A 20835-nucleotide genomic window follows, 5' to 3' on the forward strand; every position below is an offset into this window, starting at 1 on the left:
GGTTACGCTTACCAGGTTTGTCAATTCATCAAGCGCGATCGCTTGTGGAACTTTCACATTCGGGTGTGAAATTTTACTGTATTGAAGATATTGCTGCGGCTTTGGGCATACCAGCGCCGCGCCTAGAGCCATTAAAGCCTCTGCTGAATTTTATTTACTATGACCACGAATCTTTAGAAAATCCTACCCATTTAGTTAACCCGAACACAGCAACAGTTGAAAAATTAGCACAAATTCCATTTATAGATTTGTCTCTGGCGCAAGCTGTGGTGCAAAATCGGCAATCAGGCGGCTCTTATCGTAACCTGGCTGATTTTCAACGACGGCTGGAGTTAACTGGTGATGCGATCGCTCAGATAATGTATTATTTGAGGTTTTAAGTTAAAAGTTAGAAGTCTTAAAATAACTCCTAACTCTGGCAATTTTGGATTGAAAGAAAAATCCAAAATCTAAAATTGATTAAATAAAACCAATGCGATCGAGAGGCCAAAAGCGAAACGTTGCCCGACCGATGACATTTTTTCTGGGTAAAAAGCCCCAATAGCGAGAATCGTTACTATCGTTGCGATTATCTCCCATAACAAAAAATTCGTCTTCTGGGACTTTTACTGGTTGATATGGCTGATTTGGAGGTTCAGCGATGTAGTCTTCTGCCAAGGCTTGACCGTTGAGGTAAACTTTACCAGAAGCAACACTAATTACCTCACCAGGCTGGCCAATAACTCGCTTGATAAACGCTTGGTCTTTGGGATATCCTCGACGTTGTAATTCTGCGGGTGGCTGAAAAACAATAATATCCCCAGTTATCGGAGGGTGAAAATGGTAGGAGATTTTTTCAACTACCAAGCGATCGCCAGTATGTAAGGTGGGTAACATCGAATCAGAAGGTATATAGCGCGGTTCGGCGATAAAAGTCCTGATCAGGAATGCTAAACACAGTGCGATCGCAATTAAAATCAGATTTTCTTGCCAACTACGCCATACTTTTAACGACGCACGCTCTTCTTTTGCATCACTTTCGTGAGGAATCATAAAAGTTTTTAGCCAGTTTCAGAAATGAGACAAATACTTTGATTATTTTGACTCAAAAGGTATATTAATAGGAAAACAGAGTTTAGGGTCAACCTATACAGATATTAAATAATACACTTTACTACAAAAAAGCAGAGGGCAGTCTCACTAAAGCTTGAGTTGCAACAAAATATATTTTGCTCTGTATTATTAAGTGACATTACATAAAATTAGTCAAGGTATAAGTGTATTTTTAAATACAACAATCTAGTGAATACAATGTTTATAGTAAAAAATACTACGTTTAAAATTTAAATGTAGATTTTAATGCTTCATAAATAGATGCCATACTATTGTGATTTTAATCAGTTAACTATATATATGGAATTAATTTCCGTAATTACACGGTGACAGTGCATATTAAACTGTACTATTAATTAAGATATAAACATCCTGAATTATCGAGAAAAACATTCATAGACAGAAAGCTACTAGCAATTTTGGCTAAAGTATCAGCATCCGAAAGATAACTAAAGTGCTGATATAACTATTTTTGCTGAATGAGTCAAAAGTGACTAGATTAAAGAATAAATGCCCCTTGGCAATGAGAAACTATATTGAATCAATTTTCGTCTGGTCTATTTCATAGAAAGTACAAGGTAATATTATGTCAGTTGAAAATTTAACTTTTTCTTAAAAAGGAAACAATAGCAACAGGCAGTAAAATATATCCTATCAAGAATAGAACTAATAGTTTACCAGACTCTTTTTGGAAAAATACCCCGCCCCGCGTAAGTAGTTTTGTATGTTAATCAAACAATTTACTTAAGTTGTAAATTATACAGATTTCCTGTTAGAAAGTCTGGCTATAAAAACTTCAGTCTGCGAAAAACGCAAATTGTCGGCATGACAGCTTAATTCATCTTATTTGAAAAGCGATAAAACTTGAAAGGATAATGCTGCCTTCACGGTGAAGTGAAAAACAGCAACTAATTCATAACTCCTATTTAAAAGGATTTTGGGGTGTGGTTAATTATTTGATTGTGTTCCTCTCCTTCTTAGAGCTAGCGGTAAGAATGTGGAAGTGCAGACCTTGGCTTTTATGACTAGGTTGAAATAAAACAGTACCAAGTATTGTATATTCAGCACTGTCCAAATCTAGGCATATAGATTTCAGTTAAAGCAATATAGCCGGTCTGATCAATTCTGAATTTCCGTTAGTACCTATTTCAATTTTCATGATTACCAGAAAGTATCTGGTATCTAAATATCTAATAAAAATGTGCTATAACGTACCGTCATAACCGTGAGATGGTTCGATCTTTGAAGGAGTATGAGGTGGAAAACAATAAGTCGTTTCTGTGGCCAGAAGGAATATTAATTGCGCTACTTGCATTAGGTGGTGTTTTTAGTCTTGCTTTTATGATGCTTCTAAGACCAAATGCTTCAGAGGCTCAAAGTAGACAAAGTATAGATATCAAGGATGTATCTGCAAACGTAGGAACTCAGCACCGCATTGAGAACTTAAAGGCGGCGATGCTTACAAGTTGGCAGCAAGAAGCACAAACAAAGGGTCTAGGCTACCCTTTAGCGCCACGTTTTCAAGGAGCAATAATTGAAGAGGCAAAACTGACCCAGGGTGAAAAAGTTATTGCTCTCACCTTTGATGATGGCCCTTGGCCTCAAAGCACAGAGCAAGTGCTAGATATTCTGAAATCAAATAATATCAAAGGGACGTTTTTTGTCGTTGGGCAGAACCTGAAAAATTATCCAGAGTTAGGAAAGCAGATTGTCGCTGAAGGTCACGTCATTGCCAACCACACTTGGCATCACTGGTATCACTTCTTAAATCCACAAGCTGCTGCTTTTGAAATAGATCGCACAGAAGACTTAATATATCAAGTTACAGGTGTTAAAACAAATCTCTTTCGACCGCCTGGTGGCTTCCTGCACAATGGATTAGCTGCTTATGCTAAAGGCCAAAAATATGCTGTGGTAATGTGGTCAGCTGACTCCACAGACTACAAGCAGCCACCTGTACCAAAGTTAATCGATAACGTGATTAAAGATTCAAAACCTGGTGGTATTGTACTAATGCATGATGGTGGTGGAAACCGTTCCAAAACTATACAAGCATTACCAGAAATTATTAGCAATTTTAGAAAGCAAGGCTATCGTTTTGTGACTGTTCCAGAAATTTTAGAAATGGAAGATGCAGACAAAAAGTTGCTTGCTAATAAAAAGCAATAATTATTAATTAGTAATTGGCTAAAAAATAAAATTATATTTTTTGGTTAAAGTGGCTGTTTTCGCCCCTAGCAGTAAACCAAAAACTTTTTTTCCAAAGAGCGATCGCCCATTTATTGCTTATGATAATTTTGTATTCAGAATTATCTAACCAGCAGACATAATATAGATTATAATTGCCAGCCGAGAATGCTTGAGATAAAAAGACTAATCTCTGTTTGAGTACGACACCTAATGCCAGTTGCTTCTCCTTGTGGGAGAAGCAGCACGAACAAGTCGGCGAACCCGTCCAACGCGATCGAAACTTGGATCATTTTTGAACTGTTCGGGATAAAATAAGTATTTTTTATAGCTTGCATTGGTATACATAATTTGTTGTAATAGCTTAAGGTACATCAAATCAGAAAACAATAAAAAATAAACTTTTATTTTTTGTTTTGAAAGTAAAAAAAATGATTTTATATTTATAAAGTGGATTTTAATTAATCCCCAATCCTGATATAGAGTTTCCTAGTCTACTGAGTTAGACTCAATGTTTTTGTTCCTGATATAGAGTTTCCTAGTCTACTGAGGTAGACTAAAATTTTTGTTCGCAAGGTTAGTAGCTTTGAAAACGTACCTCATCAGGTTGAGGAAAGCTATTACTAATAATTCTATGAAGCGGCACGAAGTTTTCAACAGTGCAGAGAGCTTTCATAGGATATAAGCTTCAGACTTGACTTCTAAATACACCATTAAAAGGAGATTGTTCATTATGCGAGATCCCGGTAACTCCGTGCAAACTGCATATAATCTTGGTAATGCAAGTGGCGGCTATAACTTTAACTTCACCAATGAATTTGTAGGTTCTAGTGACCCTAATGACTACTATCGTTTTACTTTGTCCAATAGTAGTAACTTTAGTGTTACCTTATCAGGGTTGGGGGCAGATGCCGACTTACAATTACTTGATGGCTTTGGAAATGTTATTCAAAGTTCTATCAGGAGTGGCACTGCTAATGATTCAATTAGTAGCAACTTAAGTGCAGGAACCTACTATGCAAGAGTTTATCCTTTTGGTGGTTCCAACACCAGCTACAATATAGGTTTTACAGGATCGGGTGCAGGTATTGACCCAGGGAATACCTTTGGCACTGCGTTTGACCTTGGTGAGTTTGGTAGCAACATTTCCAGATTCCAAAATGATTTTGTTGGCAGTAGCGATCAATTCGATTACTACCAATTTAGTGTCAGCGAAGGCGGAAATTATAAAGTGCAGATTAACAATCTAGCAGCAGATGCCGATCTCACACTGTATAGGGGCAATCAAAGTTTCCTTGGTTCTTCCATTAATAGTGGCACTACACCGGATTCGATTACTACGAGCTTAACACCAGACATCTACTATGCAAGGGTTTCGTCCTTCGCCGGTAACAATACCAATTACACTGTGTCAGTAGCAGCTGTGTAACAGTAGACTCTGTTTTCTGAAAGGATGTAACCGTTTACACTCCTCCCCACCTCTCAACGATAAATCAAGGTTTTCGTCGATTTTGCCGGGGAGAGTGAATAATTGTTTAAGAATAAAGTTTATATTCTTAAACAATTATGCTTATACCTCAAGGGTATTTCTCTTGGGGTATTTTGCTAATTAGGATGTAACATATCATTCGGGATATGAGAACCATTGTCATACAAAACCGGGTTTAGGGACTTCCAAATAAAAAAATATCCAATTAATTCTTGTGGGGTGAGCAACATGAGCGCCCAGTCCATAGTGCGCTCATGTTGCCATTGGTGTCTAAGTTAACGTGAAAGTTATGTCCCACAAGGAACTGAAGTTCCTTGCTAATAGCAAAAGTCATCTAAAGATGACTAAAGATCCAGATATTTAGTCATCTTTAGATGACTTTACCTGAAAGCCAAAGAACTTCAGTTCAGGGCGGATCAGGAAGCCCACAGTTAAGCTATTTCTGGCTTAACTTGACACCAATGGCTTTTCAGCCAGCCTCACAAGATTGGATAATTTATTTGTTGTCAGTCTCTTAATGACTGCTGACTAAACTGAACTCAGTTGTTTTTTTTTCAGGATTGGCTTCTGGACTATCAGCTTCAGAAGGAGGAACTAATTGCCAGAATTTCGGCAGAAATTCTTGCCAGTTTTGCAGAATTTTCTTCGCCTTTGGTGAACTGGTGCGTTCTGCATGAGTTTGGATTAACTCTTGCAGTTGTTTTGCACCTACTTCTGTAATTACGCGCTGAATTGTAACAATTTCTGGGTTGACTAACTCACGAAATGAGTCGTCTTCATCCAAGAAATATGCGAGTCCACCAGTCATACCGGCGGCGACGTTACGTCCCACTTTGCCGAGGACGACAATCACACCGCCTGTCATGTATTCGCAGCAGTGATCCCCAGCGCCTTCAATCACGGCGATGCCTTTGGAGTTTCTCACAGCAAAGCGTTCTCCTGCTAGTCCGTTGGCAAATAATATTCCACCAGTAGCACCATAAAGGCAGGTGTTGCCAACTATGACGTTTTGTGATGCGTTATAGGTAGCATCGGTTGGAGGTTTGATGATGATTTCACCACCATGCATCCCTTTACCTACGTAGTCGTTGGCTTCTCCTTCCAGACTCAAAATTACGCCGGGGAGGTTGAAAGCACCAAAGCTTTGCCCAACACTACCTGTGAAGTTGAGATTAATTTGTCCTTCAAAGCCACTATCACCGTATTTAGAAGCGATCGCACCTGCTAATCTTGTACCCACTGTTCTGTCAGTATTGACAATTGGGTAAGTCTTGATGACACTAGACTGATCTCTAATGGCAGCCTGAATTTCGGGATCGGCAAGGAATTTGTCATCTAAAACCACACCGTTGCTGTGAACTTCTTCATGCACCAACCAACTACGATTGTCTTTGCTGTTTGGTAGCTGAAGTAAACAGTCGAGATTGAGCGATCGCGTTTTGGTGAGTTTTGCCTCTGGGCGCAGTTTTAATAAATCTGCACGTCCAATTATTTCTGATAAAGAACGATAGCCAAGTCGGGCTAATAAACTCCGCACTTCTTCGGCTATGAAGTAGAAGAAGTTGACAACTTTTTCTGGTATTCCGGGAAACCGCTTACGGAGTTGTTCATTCTGAGTAGCAACACCCACCGGGCAGGTATTCATGTGGCAAACTCGTGCCATAATACAGCCTTCGGCAATCATAGCGATGGAGCCGAAACCAAATTCTTCAGCGCCCATCAATGCACCTATTACCACATCCCAGCCACTTTTGAGTCCGCCATCGACGCGCAAAATTACGCGATCGCGCAACCCATTTTCCATCAAAACGCGATGCACTTCACTTAAACCGAGTTCCCACGGTGAACCAGCGTGTTTAATCGAACTGAGTGGCGATGCACCTGTACCACCATCATGACCAGAAATCTGGATGATATCAGCATTTGCTTTTGCTACACCAGCTGCGATCGTGCCAATGCCAACTTCTGCAACTAGCTTTACCGACACCTTTGCTTTGGGATTGATTTGGTGCAGATCAAAAATCAGTTGCGCTAGGTCTTCAATAGAATAAATATCGTGATGCGGTGGTGGCGATATCAGCATTACGCCTGGTTTGGAACGCCTTAACATTGCAATGTATTGACTGACTTTCGGCCCTGGTAGCTGTCCACCTTCCCCAGGTTTAGCACCTTGGGCAATTTTGATTTCAATTTGTTTGGCGTTGACGAGGTACTCTGGTGTGACACCAAAGCGCCCCGATGCAACTTGCTTAATGGCGCTATAAGCTTGATCGCCATTCCGCAATCCTTTTAAATGAGGTAGGGTTGGCGAGTGACCAAACTCGTCTACATCATCTAAAACTGTGTAGCGGACTGGATCTTCGCCACCTTCGCCAGAATTGGATTTACCGCCGATGCGGTTCATGGCGATCGCTAAAGTTTCATGGGCTTCTCTTGACAAAGCGCCTAAAGACATCCCACCAGTGCAGAAGCGTTTGACTATTTCATATACCGATTCCACTTCTTCTAGAGGAATTTGCAAAGCATCGCCTTGGAAATTTAGCAAGTCGCGCAAGGCTGTTACTGGTCTGCCTTCGAGGTGCTTTTTGTAAACTTCGTAGTGGTCGTAGTTTTTGCCATCTAGAGCCTTATGCAGCGCCTTAACCATTTCTGGGCTATTCATGTGGTACTCGCCGTTAGGACGGTATTGCACAAAGCCGAGGTTTTCTAACTTATTGGTCGTAAGTTCTGGGAAAGCCTTGCTGTGGAAGGAAAGTACTTCATCAGCAAGTTCGCTTACACTCAAACCACCGATGCGGGAAGTCGTACCCCGAAATCCCAGTTCGATTAGATCTCCACCAATGCCAATTGCTTCAAAGATTTGGGCTGCTTGATAGCTGGAGAGTAGAGAAATTCCCATTTTGGAGAGAATTTTGAGCAAACCTGACTCTACTGCTTTACGATAATTTCCTAAAGCTTGTTCTAGGCTGAGGGTGGGAATTTTTTGCACACCCATTAACTTTTGAGTTTTGGGATCAGACCACCAATCACGCACCGTATCTAAAGCCATATACGGGCAAACTGCGCCAGCACCATAGCCAATCAGACAAGCAAAGTGATGGGTACTCCAGCATTGAGCAGTATTGACAATCAGGGATGTTTTCATTCGCAACCCTTCCCGAATCAGATGGTGATGCACCGCACCCACTGCTAATAGGGGAGGAATGTAGGTATGTTCGGTGTTGATACTGTCATTCACCCGATCGCGATCGCTTAATATTAAAATTTTCGCACCTGCCCGGACTGACTCTGCTGCTTGTGCTTGCAAAGATTGCACTGCGGCTTTTAATCCTTCTGGGCCGCTAGCGATCGCAAATAAGGTTGACAACTCAGCTGTGGCAAATCCTGACAGCTTAATTGCCTCTAATTCACTATCCGTTAACACTGGCGATTCAAGCTTCAATCTCCGGGCATATTCTGGCTTGGGTTCTAATAAGTTCCCCCGTTCACCCAGTTCGACTTTCAGAGACATCACTAGCTTTTCTCGCAGGGGATCGATCGCTGGGTTTGTCACCTGAGCAAAGCGCTGTTTAAAATAGTCATAAAGTAGGTGGGGCTTTTGTGACAGCACTGCTAAGGGAATATCATCACCCATGCAGAAAGTTGGCTCCGAACCTTCCCTCGCCATTGGATGAATCACCATTTCTACATCTTCTGTGGTGTAGCCAAAGGCAGTTTGACGCTGAAGTAAGGTTTGCTTGTCAATAGTCAATTGTCCTTGGTCATTTGTCAATTGTCCTTTGCCATTGCCATTTGTTAATAACGACTGACTACTAACAATTTCTTTCAGTTCTTGACGGTGCTGTTGCAGCCATTCCCCATAAGGGTGCTGCTTGGCAATGCGCCCCTTTATATCCCAATTTTTCAGCACTTCATGATTTTCTAAATCCACGGCAATCATTTGCCCTGGTCCGAGTCTACCTTTCTCGACAATATCGGCTTCTGGGAAGTTTACTACACCAGCTTCCGAAGCTACAACAATGTAATCATCTTTGGTGATCACATAACGAGCCGGTCTTAAACCATTACGATCTAGGGTTGCACCAACTTTTTTGCCATCGCTGAATACTAAAAGCGCTGGCCCATCCCAAGCTTCTTGCAAACCACTGTAATATTCGTAAAAATCAACAATTTCGGGATATTCACGTAAAGAAGGCTGATTTTGGTAAGCCTCTGGAACCATAATCATTAAAGCTTCCAAGGGGGTGCGTCCAGAGCAAACCAGTAATTCTACTACGTTGTCTAGGGTAGCTGAGTCGCTGTTATCAATGTGAACTAAGGGCTTAAGTTCTTTGATGCGATTATTCCACACTGGATGATTCAGGCTAGCTTCTCGTGCCATCATCCAGTTGATGTTACCCAATAAAGTATTGATTTCGCCGTTGTGACCCAAAAGCCGCATCGGTTGCGCTAGAGGCCACTTGGGCATTGTATTCGTACTAAAGCGGCGGTGATAGACAGCAAAGGCGCTTTTGTAAGCTGGATTTTTTAAATCGTTATAAAAGTTGCCCAAAACGGCGGAACGCACCATGCCTTTGTAAACAATTGTGCGACTTGACAAGGAGCAGATATAAAATTCTTCTGAGATATTGGTTGCAACTTTACTAATTCGGCGGCGGGTAATGTACAACTGCCGTTCCAATTCGTCGCCGCTTTTGTCAACAGAAGCTAACAAAACTTGTTCAATCTGGGGTTGATTTTCTCTTGCTTGTATCCCCAGTAAATCAGGTTGCACTGGCACTACTCGCCAACCCAGTACAATCAATTTTTCTTCAACAGCTACTTGCTCAACTGTCGCCCTAGCTTTTTGTGCAGCTTCTTGGTCTTGTGGTAGAAATATCATCCCCACAGCTATATTATCGCTAGATGGAAATTCCTTCCCCCTTTGGGCAAAGTCTTCTTGGAACAACTCCCAAGGGATTGCTGTCAATACTCCAGCACCATCACCAGAGTCACGATCGGCGCTACAACCTCCCCGGTGTTCTAAGCAGGTTAAAGCAGCTAAGGCTTTTTCGACAATTTCGTGGCTGGTATGATTCTGGCGATGAGCAATAAAACCTACACCACAGGCATCTCGTTCTTCTACTAACCACTTTTGCCCCTGATAGGTATCTCTTGAGTTGATATCCGCCGTGATTTGTTGGTCTTGATTCATCGGTTTATTATTCATACCCTGTTCCTGAAGTATTGAGTTACCAATTTTGCCACTACATTGTGGGAAAAAATTTCTAATTTCAGCGATGGAAAATATATAAGCACCGAAATTTAGGGAAAAAAATTTTAACTTCGGTTTTACTTTATCAGTTCCCCCGTGTTAAAATAATTGCGTGTTTTTATGTGTTTATGCGGTGTTAGACAAGCTACCTCCGCCAAGACATTATTTTTGCCCTGACAGTTTCTTTTTTATATTTTGAAGTTAAGTATTTTCTCAATCCCTTTTTCCAGATGCACGCTAGCTATTTACCGAGCCTATTTTTTTGGCTCACCTGAAACAAAACTAAATAAAATTAAACGCTGTATTACGTTTTAAAGCCAAAGTCATCCCGATCCAGCAATAAAATCAGCGTATTACAATATATACCCATTTGACAATTCCCAAATATTTTTGTTGTTATCTAGAACTTAGCCGCTTACAGTTGCCGCTTGTATCACTATTAACTAGATATTACTGAAGTAATCACAATAGCAACGTTCAGCTAGGATTAAACATTTTAATCCAGTTTTGATAACCAAAACTACCGTATTATGGTGTGGTTAAAATTAGTGGAAGTTAAAACACTTGATTGCAGTGGCTTTAGCGTCTCAAGAAATTAATCTGTGTTTAAAAGATATAACTAGCGAATATATAGACTATCATATTTATTCAAAAGTAAAGTCATGTTTTCTTTATATTTCCAAATAATTGGTTAGTTTATACCTTGGGTGATAGTTTTCAAAAGTACCTAGTAAATTATGGTAAAAATGCCGAATTGTTGCCAATCAGGGATTAGGGATGGCTCCGCTAAAGCTAAGGGCGATGTCTACGACGGGCTGCGCCTACGCAGATTTTTTCGGGCTACTGTGTCACCAATAGTTTTAACAATATTGTGCTTAACGACTACTTGTGCTGCCAACGCCCAGGAGTCCCCGAAAATTACCAAATTAATACCCATAATCTCACAATCACCTGCACCTCCTTTAACAGATGTAGCATCCTCTGGTAATCAAATTTTCCTCAATGGTCGTACTTTACCAGGAACTTGGTTGCAGCGACCTGGAAAATCTGGTCAGGTGACAACTCATCTTAGTGACGGAGCATTCAGGCAATTAATTGGAATAAATTTCTTAAACAGTAGTAATTGGGCGAAGCAACCAATACAGTGGTTTTCGTCGGTGACACAGCCATTGGTATTAGCCACCAAGCTGCTAGGAGCATATCGCTATCTGGATATTACTAATTTTGCTCAAACATCTGGATGGCAGATTCAAGTTAATGGCAACACTTTGGTAATTGCTACCCCAAAAACCCAAATCACAAATATTGTTCCGAGTCAGGAACCTCCAGAAGCGAGTGCCCCTTTGCAACAAGCTCGGATTCTTGTCAATTTAGATCGTCCCACTCCCTGGCAAATTGCACAAGGGTCAGCGATCGCCAAACCCCAAACTCCATCTTCCGATCCAGACACAGCAACTCCCAAACCCACTACACCGCCAAATCGACAGTGGACAGTAACTCTGGATGGAATAGCCGATCCTGTTTTGATAGAACGCTATACCCCGCAGCCACCAGCAGCACCACCATTGCTGCCAAACCTGCTCAAACAATTATTACCAGCGACACCAACACAACCAACACCACCAGCCCCTGAACCTCTGATTCAAAAAGTGGAGGTGGTGAAAAACCAAACGATTATTAGTCTGAGCGTTCCCTTTGGTCTATCGCCTCAAGTTACTAGTGTAGCTAACCCCAATCGCTTGATTATCGATATTCGACCCGATCCTTTAGAAGAGCGAGATATTACTTGGTCCCCAGGATTGCGCTGGCGACAGCATTATGTCAACTTAGGCACAGAACGCTTTCCGGTAGTCTGGTTAGAAGTTAACCCCCGTAAATTTGGGCTAACCTTGAAACCCATGTGGGCTAGTCCTGATGGGCTTGCGGGTACTGCTCCCTTAATTCAAACAGCACAACGTTACTTAGCAGTAGCTGGAATTAACGGTGGTTATTTTAACCGCAATAACAGATTGCCATTAGGTGCGATTCGTCGGGATAATCAGTGGTTATCAGGCCCCATTCTGAATCGAGGTGCGATCGCTTGGAATGATTCAGGCCAATTTTACTTTGGTCGTCTCACCTTAGAAGAAACTTTAATTACAGCAAACAACCAACGTCTACCAATTTTGTTTCTCAACAGTGGCTACGTCCAGAGTGGCATTGCTCGTTATACTCAAGCTTGGGGATTAACTTACACGCCCCTGACAGATAACGAAATTATCCTAGTGGTACAGAAAGACCAAATTACCAATCAGTTACCAGGTGGCAAAGTTGGTGCGACAGCAGTTCCCATTCCCCAGGATGGCTACCTGCTAACTTTACGCGCTAACGCTGCTAATGCTGCCTCACAACTACCTATTGGAAGCGCCGTAAGTATTTCCAGCACAACTGCTCCAGTTGATTTTAGTCGTTATCCCCACATTATCGGAGCAGGACCCCTATTAGTTCAAAACCGTCAAATTGTCCTTGATGCCAAAGGTGAAAAGTTCAGCAATGCCTTTATTGCCGAAAAAGCTATTCGTAGCGGTATTTGCACAACGGCAACAGGCACACTGATGATTACTGCCACACATAATCGTGTCGGGGGTTATGGGCCTAATTTGGCAGAACACGCCCAGTTGATGCAACTAATGGGCTGTGTAGATGCCCTAAATTTAGACGGCGGTAGTTCTACCAGCCTTTATTTAGGAGGGCAACTACTCGATCGCTCGCCCAGTACTGCTGCTCGTGTTCATAATGGAATTGGTATTTTCCTCCAACCCAGAAAATAGGGAATAGAGATAAGGGAGATGAGGAAGCAGGGGAGGTAGGGGAGACAAGGGAGACAAGGGAGATAAGGGAGATGAGGAAGCAGGGGAGGCAGGGGAGGCAGGGGAGACAAGGAGATAAATAAAACTCCTAACTCAGCACTCAGCACTCAGCACTCCTAACTCAGCACTCAGCACGGGCTAAACGCCCCGCTTCCGCTAACAGCACTCCTAACGCCCAATCCCCAGTCACTTTTTTAAAGTTTAGAACAAGCTGTCATTTTGCTTGATGAAGAGTTGGTGTAGACATCAGAGTTTTAGTAGTGATGGTTTACACCATAAGGTTTGATTTTGCTATGTTTATCAAAGTGCGACAAGATTGCTGATTTTCAAGGTTGCAAGATAGCGCCAGATTTCTTATCAATAGTTAAGAGTACCAACGGTTTGTTATGTCTTCAAATGAGGTAACTATGGCTCGATATCAAGAAACTACACAGACTGAAACTCTACATCTACCTCCAACCATCACCTCTAGGGGCATTGCTGCAACTGAATTACGTCCTTGGGGTGCTTTTACAGTTTTGGAAGAAGGGCGCGGATACAAAATTAAGCGCATCGAAGTTAAGCCTGGACACCGCCTCAGTCTACAAATGCACCATCACCGCAGTGAACATTGGATTGTCGTCTCTGGTACAGCTAGAGTAGTTTGTGGCGAGAAAGAAGTACTACTGAGTAATAATGAGTCAACTTATGTACCTCAATGTACATCTCATCGTTTAGAAAATCCTGGCGTGATCCCCTTGGTATTGATTGAAGTCCAAAATGGCGAATACTTGGGAGAAGATGATATTATCCGCTACCAAGATGATTATGCCCGTACCAAGGATTAAAACCAAAAAAACGCTATTAAAGCTCTAATTCCAAAGCTGAATACATTTTTTGTGCAAATCGTCTTTGTTAACGAACCATTGCACCCCAGAAGTCCCTACCTAGTTCAGGTGGGGACTGAATCATATTAGTGTTATAAATGTAGTAATAGCGATCGCGCTCATGCCTTCGATGATTTAGAATTTTGCCCAAGCAAGGGTCAACCATCTGTAAAATGAAAGATGGGATATTCAATTGCAAAAAACGAGTTCGATGATTCATCTGAGTCAAGCAGCCATAAGTGAGATTGGGCGAATCAAGTCCAAGCAGCCAAATATCTTGTTTCGATTGGCAGTCAAACCAGGTGGTTGCTCTGGGTTATTTTATGATATGTCCTTCGATGAAGCCATAAAAGTTGGCGACCAGGTTTTCGACTTGGATGAGATTCAAGTAGTTATAGATGCCACAAGCGTAAATTACCTCAACGGTTTGAGGGTGGATTATTCAGAAGACTTAATGGGCGGTGGTTTTCGCTTCCACAATCCCCAGGCGATCGCTACTTGTAGTTGTGGCAATTCTTTCTACATTAATAATCATTAACTTATCGATCAAAGAAGAATTGACAGAAAGCGGTAAAAAAAGATATAATCAGGATTTGTTAAAACTTAGACCATAAGCAGCTTTACGCGCTGTAACTCATGCCAACAATACAGCAGCTAATACGAAATGAGCGCGAACAAGCGCGTCAGAAAACCAAGTCCCCTGCTTTGAAACAATGTCCCCAACGTCGGGGAGTTTGTACCAGAGTATACACGACCACACCAAAAAAGCCTAACTCAGCCCTACGTAAAGTAGCAAGAGTCAGACTTACCTCTGGATTTGAAGTCACAGCTTACATTCCAGGCATTGGTCACAACTTACAAGAACACTCAGTTGTGATGATTCGTGGCGGTCGGGTTAAGGATTTACCAGGCGTGAGATACCACATTATCCGTGGCACCTTAGATACAGCCGGAGTCAAAGACCGCAAGCAAGGCCGTTCCAAGTATGGAACCAAGCGTCCCAAAGCAGCGAAAAAATAGGATTAGACGATTAATCGCATCCAACACGATTAATCGTCTACCTTAAAAACGCCGAAGGGCAAAAGCAGGAGCGCCGTCTTTGTTCTAAGAGTAGTTAGAAAGGCTGCTAAAGTCTGTTCAAAAAATCAAGCTACATCTACACTAAGCGAGCAAGTGTAGGAGTTCTGAAGAGAATGCTGTAATCTACAGCTAATTTCTCATCTGAACATTAAAGTTTATAATCTTGTCGCCTTGAGTATTTAGTTGCAGGTAGCAGATCAAACAATTTTAGATTTTAGACTTCGGCTACCTCAGTCGAAGGGTTTGCGGTTTTGGATTAGTCGAACCCACAAGGGAATTAGGCTTAGAGACTTTTGATTTGTTCAGATCCTTGCGATCGGAATATATACTGAAAACTTTTAATCCAAAATCAAAAATCAAAAGTCAAAAATTGGCAGTAAATTAAGTCAGCCTTGCTGCAACGGTCGAAAAAATTGAGGAAGTCTGAGGGTTGGGTTCTACCGCTTTTAGTTTCCGGTGTCTGATAGCATATAATTTCGTTGCCAATTCCGAATTAAAGGTGAAGTATGTCTCGTCGTGGTGTTATTCAAAGGCGCCCAGTTCCGTCTGACTCCGTATATAACAGTCGCCTTGTGAGCATGATTATCAGACGGATCATGCGTCATGGCAAAAAATCACTTGCCGCACGAATTGTTTATGAAGCATTGAAAACTATTGAGGAACGCACTGGTAACGGTGCCTTAGAAACCTTTGAAAGAGCAGTGCGAAATGCCACGCCTCTAGTAGAAGTAAAGGCTCGGCGAGTTGGTGGAGCAACCTACCAAGTACCAATGGAAGTGCGTACAGAACGCGGCACTACCCTAGCACTGCGTTGGTTAGTGCAATATTCCCGCTCTAGGCCAGGCCGGACAATGGCCAGCAAATTGGCAAATGAGTTAATGGATGCTGCCAACGAAACTGGCAATGCTATTCGGAAACGTGAAGAAACGCACCGGATGGCGGAAGCTAACAAAGCATTCGCACATTATCGTTACTAAGTAAAAAAGCGATATATCGCCTTGCCGAAGCGGTATATCGTGGATTTACAAAAAAGACGGTTTTCCGTAAAAGTATAGAATCTTAACAAAGAGTAATATACAAGATATCATGAGGCAAAAACTATAGGAGGTAGCTGTGGCACGCACGATCCCGCTAGAGAAAGTACGCAACATTGGTATTGCGGCGCATATAGATGCGGGCAAAACAACAACAACAGAGAGAATATTATTTTACTCTGGGATAATTCATAAAATAGGCGAAGTTCATGAAGGAACTGCCGTCACAGACTGGATGGAGCAGGAGCGAGAGCGGGGAATTACCATCACTGCTGCTGCGATCAGTACCAGTTGGAAAGATCATCAAATTAACATTATCGATACTCCGGGTCACGTAGACTTCACAATTGAAGTTGAGCGTTCCATGCGCGTGTTGGATGGTGTAATCGCAGTATTTTGTTCTGTGGGCGGCGTGCAACCGCAGTCTGAGACAGTGTGGCGGCAAGCAGAACGCTACAAAGTTCCTCGGATAGCCTTTATCAACAAGATGGATCGCACCGGAGCGAACTTTTATAAAGTTCACGAGCAAATCCGCGATCGCCTACGGGCGAATGCGATCGCCATTCAACTACCAATTGGTAGTGAAAACGACTTCCAAGGGATCGTTGACCTAGTAGGGCAACGTGCGTATATTTACGCAAATGACCAAGGCACCGATATCCAGGAAACCGATATCCCGGAAGCATTGCAAGCCCAGGTAGACGAATTCCGCACCAAGTTAATAGAAGCTGCGGCAGAAACCGATGATGCTCTGATGGCTAAGTACTTCGAGGGCGAAGAACTTACAGAACAGGAAGTTCGGACTGCCCTGCGTAAAGGCACAATTGCGGGGACAATTGTACCAGTACTTTGTGGTTCGGCATTCAAAAACAAAGGCGTGCAGTTGATGCTAGATGCCGTTGTCGATTACCTACCAGCGCCAAGTGAAGTACCACCAATTCAAGGCTTACTGCCCAATGGCGATGCTATTGAGCGGCGGGCTGATGACAACGAACCCCTAGCGGCTCTGGCATTCAAGATTATGGCTGACCCTTACGGTCGCCTGACATTTGTTCGCGTTTATTCTGGTGTCCTGAAAAAGGGCAGCTACGTTCTCAACGCTAGTAAGAATAAAAAAGAACGGATTTCCCGCTTAGTTCTGATGAAGGCAGACGATCGGCAAGATGTCGATGAACTGCGAGCAGGTGATTTGGGAGCAGCTCTGGGATTGAAAGACACCTTAACAGGTGACACGCTCTGTGATGAAGGATCGCCAGTAATTCTGGAATCCCTATTCATTCCTGAGCCTGTGATCTCGGTGGCGGTTGAACCCAAAACCAAGAACGACATGGACAAGCTGTCCAAGGCTCTGCAATCTCTCTCAGAAGAAGACCCCACCTTCCGAGTCCGCGTCGATCCCGAAACAAACCAAACCGTGATCGCCGGGATGGGAGAGCTACACCTAGAAATTCTAGTAGACCGGATGTTACGAGAATTCAAGGTGGAAGCGAATGTAGGTGCGCCACAAGTAGCTTACCGAGAAACAATTCGGAAAGCTGTGAACAAAGTTGAGGGCAAATTCATCCGCCAAAGTGGTGGTAAAGGTCAATACGGTCACGTTGTGATCAATTTGGAGCCTGGAGAACCCGGTAGTGGCTTTGAATTCGTTTCTAAAATTGCTGGCGGTACAGTACCTAAAGAGTACGTTGGCCCCGCAGAACAAGGGATGAAAGAAAGCTGCGAATCTGGTGTTCTAGCTGGATATCCATTGATTGACGTTAAAGCGACGCTAATTGATGGGTCATACCACGATGTAGACTCTTCAGAAATGGCTTTTAAAATCGCTGGCTCAATGGCGATGAAAGAGGCTGTGCTGAAAGCTTCACCTGTCATCTTAGAACCTATGATGAAAGTTGAAGTTGAAGTTCCTGAAGACTATATGGGAAATGTCATTGGCGACCTCAACACCCGCCGAGGGCAGATTGAAAGCCAAAGCACCGAAAAGGGACTCGCTAAGGTAACATCTAAAGTTCCACTGGCGAGTATGTTTGGCTACGCCACTGATATCAGGTCAAAAACCCAAGGTCGGGGTACCTTCACGATGGAGTTCAGCCACTACGAAGAGGTGCCTCGCAGCGTAGCTGAAACTATCATTGCAAAAAGCAAAGGGAACGCTTAGTTAAAATAAGGAAATGAGGATTCATGGCACGCGCAAAGTTTGAAAGGAATAAACCCCACATCAATATCGGTACAGTTGGCCACGTTGACCACGGTAAAACTACCTTGACAGCAGCCATCACCATGACCTTGGCAGCTATGGGTCAGGCTGTAGCTAAGGGCTACGACCAAATTGATAATGCCCCAGAAGAAAAGGCACGGGGTATTACCATTAATACCGCTCACGTAGAGTATGAAACTGCAAGTCGGCACTATGCTCACGTAGACTGTCCAGGACACGCTGACTATGTGAAGAACATGATCACCGGTGCTGCCCAAATGGACGGAGGTATCCTCGTAGTAGCTGCTACCGATGGACCCATGCCCCAAACCCGCGAACACATCCTGTTGGCAAAACAGGTAGGCGTTCCCAGTCTGGTTGTCTTCTTGAACAAAGAAGATTTGATGGATGACCCAGAACTTTTGGAACTGGTAGAACTAGAACTTAGAGAACTGTTAAGCAGCTACGATTTCCCTGGCGATGACATCCCCATTGTCAAAGGCTCTGGTCTGCAAGCTCTAGAAGCAATGACTAAGAATCCTAAGACCCAACGCGGTGAAAATCCTTGGGTAGACAAAATCTACGAATTGATGGATGCTGTAGATTCTTACATCCCCACTCCTGAGCGGGATGTTGATAAACCCTTCCTGATGGCTGTAGAAGACGTGTTCTCAATTACAGGTCGTGGTACTGTCGCCACTGGTCGGATTGAACGGGGTATAGTCAAAGTTGGCGATAACGTTGAACTAGTGGGTATCAGAGATACTCGCGCAACTACCGTAACTGGGATTGAAATGTTCAAGAAGAGTCTTGAGCAAGGTATGGCTGGGGATAACGCTGGCGTATTACTCCGGGGTATCCAGAAGGCTGATATTGAACGGGGTATGGTAATTGCCAAACCAGGTTCAATTAAACCTCACAATGAATTTGAAGGTGAAGTGTACGTCCTAACAGAAAAAGAAGGTGGTCGTAAGACTCCATTTTTCGCTGGCTACCGTCCCCAATTCTACGTGCGGACAACCGATGTAACTGGTACTATCAAAGCCTACACCTCCGATGAAGGCAAAGAAGTAGAAATGGTGATGCCAGGCGATCGCATCAAGATGACAGTAGAATTGATCAATGCGATCGCTATTGAACAGGGAATGCGCTTCGCTATCCGTGAAGGTGGTCGCACTATCGGTGCTGGTGTCGTCTCCAAAATTATCAAGTAGCACCTTTTGGCTCATAACAAAGGAGCAGAGATGGTATAATGCCTCTCTGCTCCTTTCTCTTCCCTCTATAAATAAGCTAATAAGTAGTATCTTGACCACCAATGCCATAAGCGAAAACCAAGCTCCATAGGTACGTGTCACAAGAGAAAGATTTCGGTCTTGGGAACCAGGACTCCTGCCCTTGGAGGGAATGTAATACCAAAAAAACTACGGAGTTTTTGAGGCTATTCCCGATGAATTGGGAAGCTCGGACTTCAGCCGTAGGCAAGTCTGAGTAGTTCACCCTGTAAATACTCCCCTAATTACGCAGAACCTGGAAAATTAAAGATGGCAACTCTACAGCAGCAGAAGATTAGAATTCGCTTACAAGCCTTTGACAGGCGCTTACTAGATACATCTTGCGAGAAGATTGTAGACACAGCTAACCGCACCAACGCTACAGCCATAGGCCCAATTCCTTTACCAACAAAACGCCGGATCTATTGTGTGCTGCGATCGCCTCACGTAGATAAAGATTCACGGGAACACTTTGAAACCCGTACTCATCGCCGGATTATTGACATTTATCAGCCTTCTTCTAAGACTATTGATGCTCTGATGAAATTGGATCTACCATCGGGCGTAGATATCGAAGTCAAACTTTAATTTAGTCATTGGTCATTAACAAATGACAAAGGACAAATAACACTAGTATTAATATTTACACAGCCCTGAAGAAATATATCTCAGGGCTTTTATTTAGCTAGGAAACAAATGATAGAATGTAGACAAAGTACGGGAAAAGCAGAGAAAAAGAAATTTTAAAGATTAAGTTTATACCAAAGTAACAATGACATCATCTTCTAAAATTGCAGTTCGTGAACTACCTCTGTTCCCGTTACCCGAAGTAGTTCTGTTTCCTACCAGGCCATTACCCCTGCATATCTTTGAATTTCGCTACCGAATCATGATGAACACGATTTTGGAGAGCGATCGCAGGTTCGGTGTTTTGATGTTTGATCCAGTCAAAGGTACAATTGCAAACACTGGTTGCTGTGCCGAAATCATTCATCACCAAAGGTTGCCAGACGATCGGATCAAGATGATGACTTTAGGGCAGCAAAGATTTCGTGTCTTAGAGTATGTTCGTGAAAAGCCATACCGCGTTGGCTTAGTTGAATGGATTGAAGACCAACCACCGACTAAAGATTTGCGACCTTTATCAACTGAAGTAGAACAATTACTACGAGATGTTGTACGTTTGTCATCTAAATTAACCGAACAAAATATTGAACTGCCAGAAGATTTACCCGATCTACCTACAGAGTTATCTTATTGGGTAGCCAGCAACCTTTATGGTGTCGCCGCAGAGCAGCAATTATTGCTAGAAATGCAAGATACTGTAACTCGTCTAGAGCGGGAAGCAGAAATTTTAACTTCTACTCGGAATCACTTGGCAGCTCGCGCTGTTCTCAAAGATACATTTAGTGAAAAGTGAAGAGTCAAAAAAAGTGAGGAGTTAGGAGTTAAGAGTTATCAATTATTAGGTAGGGAATATAAATTATAAGTTGCCAATCTTTTATTTTTTGTTATT

The 20835-nt window shown here is 42.7% G+C and carries 15 protein-coding genes; 12 read left to right on the top strand and 3 right to left on the bottom strand.

Annotated elements, in window-relative coordinates:
• On the top strand, window positions 1-380 hold a 380-nt coding region (locus tag HWQ37_RS06550; RefSeq protein ID WP_292745103.1), incomplete at its 5' end, for a ComEA family DNA-binding protein.
• Window positions 381-459: 79 nt separating this feature from the next.
• Here HWQ37_RS06550 and lepB read toward each other — a convergent pair.
• Entirely contained in the window at window positions 460-1032 is a 573-nt protein-coding gene (gene lepB, locus HWQ37_RS06555) for a signal peptidase I (RefSeq protein ID WP_292745105.1), read from the bottom strand.
• A 1317-nt stretch (window positions 1033-2349) separates the two neighbouring features.
• Between lepB and HWQ37_RS06560 the strand changes: the two genes are divergently transcribed.
• Window positions 2350-3261: a polysaccharide deacetylase family protein gene (locus HWQ37_RS06560; RefSeq protein ID WP_292745107.1), complete on the top strand. Its 912-nt coding sequence runs from the start codon at window positions 2350-2352 to the stop codon at window positions 3259-3261.
• A gap of 228 nt (window positions 3262-3489) precedes the next feature.
• On the opposite strand, the gene HWQ37_RS06565 is transcribed toward HWQ37_RS06560, so the two are convergent.
• A complete protein-coding gene (locus tag HWQ37_RS06565) occupies window positions 3490-3627 on the bottom strand; it encodes a hypothetical protein (protein ID WP_292745109.1) in 138 nt (45 codons plus the stop codon).
• 385 nt (window positions 3628-4012) lie between these two features.
• Here HWQ37_RS06565 and HWQ37_RS06570 point away from each other — a divergent pair, with 385 nt between their 5' ends.
• Complete coding sequence (locus HWQ37_RS06570; protein ID WP_292745110.1) at window positions 4013-4708, top strand: PPC domain-containing protein; 696 nt, start codon at window positions 4013-4015, stop codon at window positions 4706-4708.
• Window positions 4709-5282: 574 nt separating this feature from the next.
• Here HWQ37_RS06570 and HWQ37_RS06575 read toward each other — a convergent pair.
• Window positions 5283-9977, bottom strand: coding sequence for a glutamate synthase-related protein (locus HWQ37_RS06575; protein WP_292745112.1), 4695 nt, complete (start codon window positions 9975-9977; stop codon window positions 5283-5285).
• Window positions 9978-10759: 782 nt separating this feature from the next.
• On the opposite strand from HWQ37_RS06575, the gene HWQ37_RS06580 reads away from it, so the two are divergent.
• From HWQ37_RS06580 to HWQ37_RS06620, 9 genes are all read left to right on the top strand, one after another.
• The gene (locus HWQ37_RS06580; protein ID WP_465249673.1) at window positions 10760-12832 is read left to right on the top strand and encodes a phosphodiester glycosidase family protein; all 2073 of its coding nucleotides are present in this window, start codon (window positions 10760-10762) and stop codon (window positions 12830-12832) included.
• Between the two features lie 446 nt (window positions 12833-13278).
• Window positions 13279-13698, top strand: a complete 420-nt coding sequence (locus HWQ37_RS06585; RefSeq protein WP_292745114.1) for a cupin domain-containing protein — start codon at window positions 13279-13281, stop codon at window positions 13696-13698.
• 250 nt (window positions 13699-13948) lie between these two features.
• Window positions 13949-14275, top strand: coding sequence for a HesB/IscA family protein (locus tag HWQ37_RS06590; protein WP_292745152.1), 327 nt, complete (start codon window positions 13949-13951; stop codon window positions 14273-14275).
• A 98-nt stretch (window positions 14276-14373) separates the two neighbouring features.
• Window positions 14374-14757, top strand: a complete 384-nt coding sequence (gene rpsL, locus HWQ37_RS06595; RefSeq protein ID WP_045868172.1) for a 30S ribosomal protein S12 — start codon at window positions 14374-14376, stop codon at window positions 14755-14757.
• Between the two features lie 566 nt (window positions 14758-15323).
• Window positions 15324-15794, top strand: a complete 471-nt coding sequence (gene rpsG, locus HWQ37_RS06600) for a 30S ribosomal protein S7 (RefSeq protein ID WP_094331156.1) — start codon at window positions 15324-15326, stop codon at window positions 15792-15794.
• 136 nt (window positions 15795-15930) lie between these two features.
• Window positions 15931-18009 (top strand): elongation factor G, encoded by a 2079-nt coding sequence (gene fusA / locus HWQ37_RS06605; RefSeq protein WP_292745121.1) that lies wholly within the window; start codon window positions 15931-15933, stop codon window positions 18007-18009.
• Window positions 18010-18032: 23 nt separating this feature from the next.
• Entirely contained in the window at window positions 18033-19262 is a 1230-nt protein-coding gene (gene tuf, locus HWQ37_RS06610; RefSeq protein ID WP_292745123.1) for an elongation factor Tu, read from the top strand.
• 327 nt (window positions 19263-19589) lie between these two features.
• Window positions 19590-19907 (top strand): 30S ribosomal protein S10, encoded by a 318-nt coding sequence (gene rpsJ, locus HWQ37_RS06615; protein WP_008232935.1) that lies wholly within the window; start codon window positions 19590-19592, stop codon window positions 19905-19907.
• Between the two features lie 184 nt (window positions 19908-20091).
• Window positions 20092-20739: an LON peptidase substrate-binding domain-containing protein gene (locus tag HWQ37_RS06620; RefSeq protein WP_292745125.1), complete on the top strand. Its 648-nt coding sequence runs from the start codon at window positions 20092-20094 to the stop codon at window positions 20737-20739.
• Window positions 20740-20835 lie beyond the last annotated feature (96 nt).

It is taken from the genome of Nostoc sp. NMS4, assembly GCF_017115095.1.
Classification (GTDB): Bacteria; Cyanobacteriota; Cyanobacteriia; order Cyanobacteriales; family Nostocaceae; genus Nostoc.

Excerpts from the sequence above, each read along its gene's own strand:
- rpsG (WP_094331156.1), top strand. The coding sequence starts at position 15,324 with ATGTCTCGTCGTGGTGTTATTCAAAGGCGCCCAGTTCCGTCTGACTCC.
- HWQ37_RS06575 (WP_292745112.1), bottom strand. The coding sequence starts at position 9,977 with ATGAATAATAAACCGATGAATCAAGACCAACAAATCACGGCGGATATC.
- tuf (WP_292745123.1), top strand. The coding sequence starts at position 18,033 with ATGGCACGCGCAAAGTTTGAAAGGAATAAACCCCACATCAATATCGGT.
- rpsJ (WP_008232935.1), top strand. The coding sequence starts at position 19,590 with ATGGCAACTCTACAGCAGCAGAAGATTAGAATTCGCTTACAAGCCTTT.
- HWQ37_RS06585 (WP_292745114.1), top strand. The coding sequence starts at position 13,279 with ATGGCTCGATATCAAGAAACTACACAGACTGAAACTCTACATCTACCT.
- HWQ37_RS06565 (WP_292745109.1), bottom strand. The coding sequence starts at position 3,627 with ATGTATACCAATGCAAGCTATAAAAAATACTTATTTTATCCCGAACAG.
- HWQ37_RS06590 (WP_292745152.1), top strand. The coding sequence starts at position 13,949 with ATGATTCATCTGAGTCAAGCAGCCATAAGTGAGATTGGGCGAATCAAG.
- rpsL (WP_045868172.1), top strand. The coding sequence starts at position 14,374 with ATGCCAACAATACAGCAGCTAATACGAAATGAGCGCGAACAAGCGCGT.
- lepB (WP_292745105.1), bottom strand. The coding sequence starts at position 1,032 with ATGATTCCTCACGAAAGTGATGCAAAAGAAGAGCGTGCGTCGTTAAAA.
- HWQ37_RS06580 (WP_465249673.1), top strand. The coding sequence starts at position 10,760 with ATGGTAAAAATGCCGAATTGTTGCCAATCAGGGATTAGGGATGGCTCC.
- HWQ37_RS06570 (WP_292745110.1), top strand. The coding sequence starts at position 4,013 with ATGCGAGATCCCGGTAACTCCGTGCAAACTGCATATAATCTTGGTAAT.
- HWQ37_RS06620 (WP_292745125.1), top strand. The coding sequence starts at position 20,092 with ATGACATCATCTTCTAAAATTGCAGTTCGTGAACTACCTCTGTTCCCG.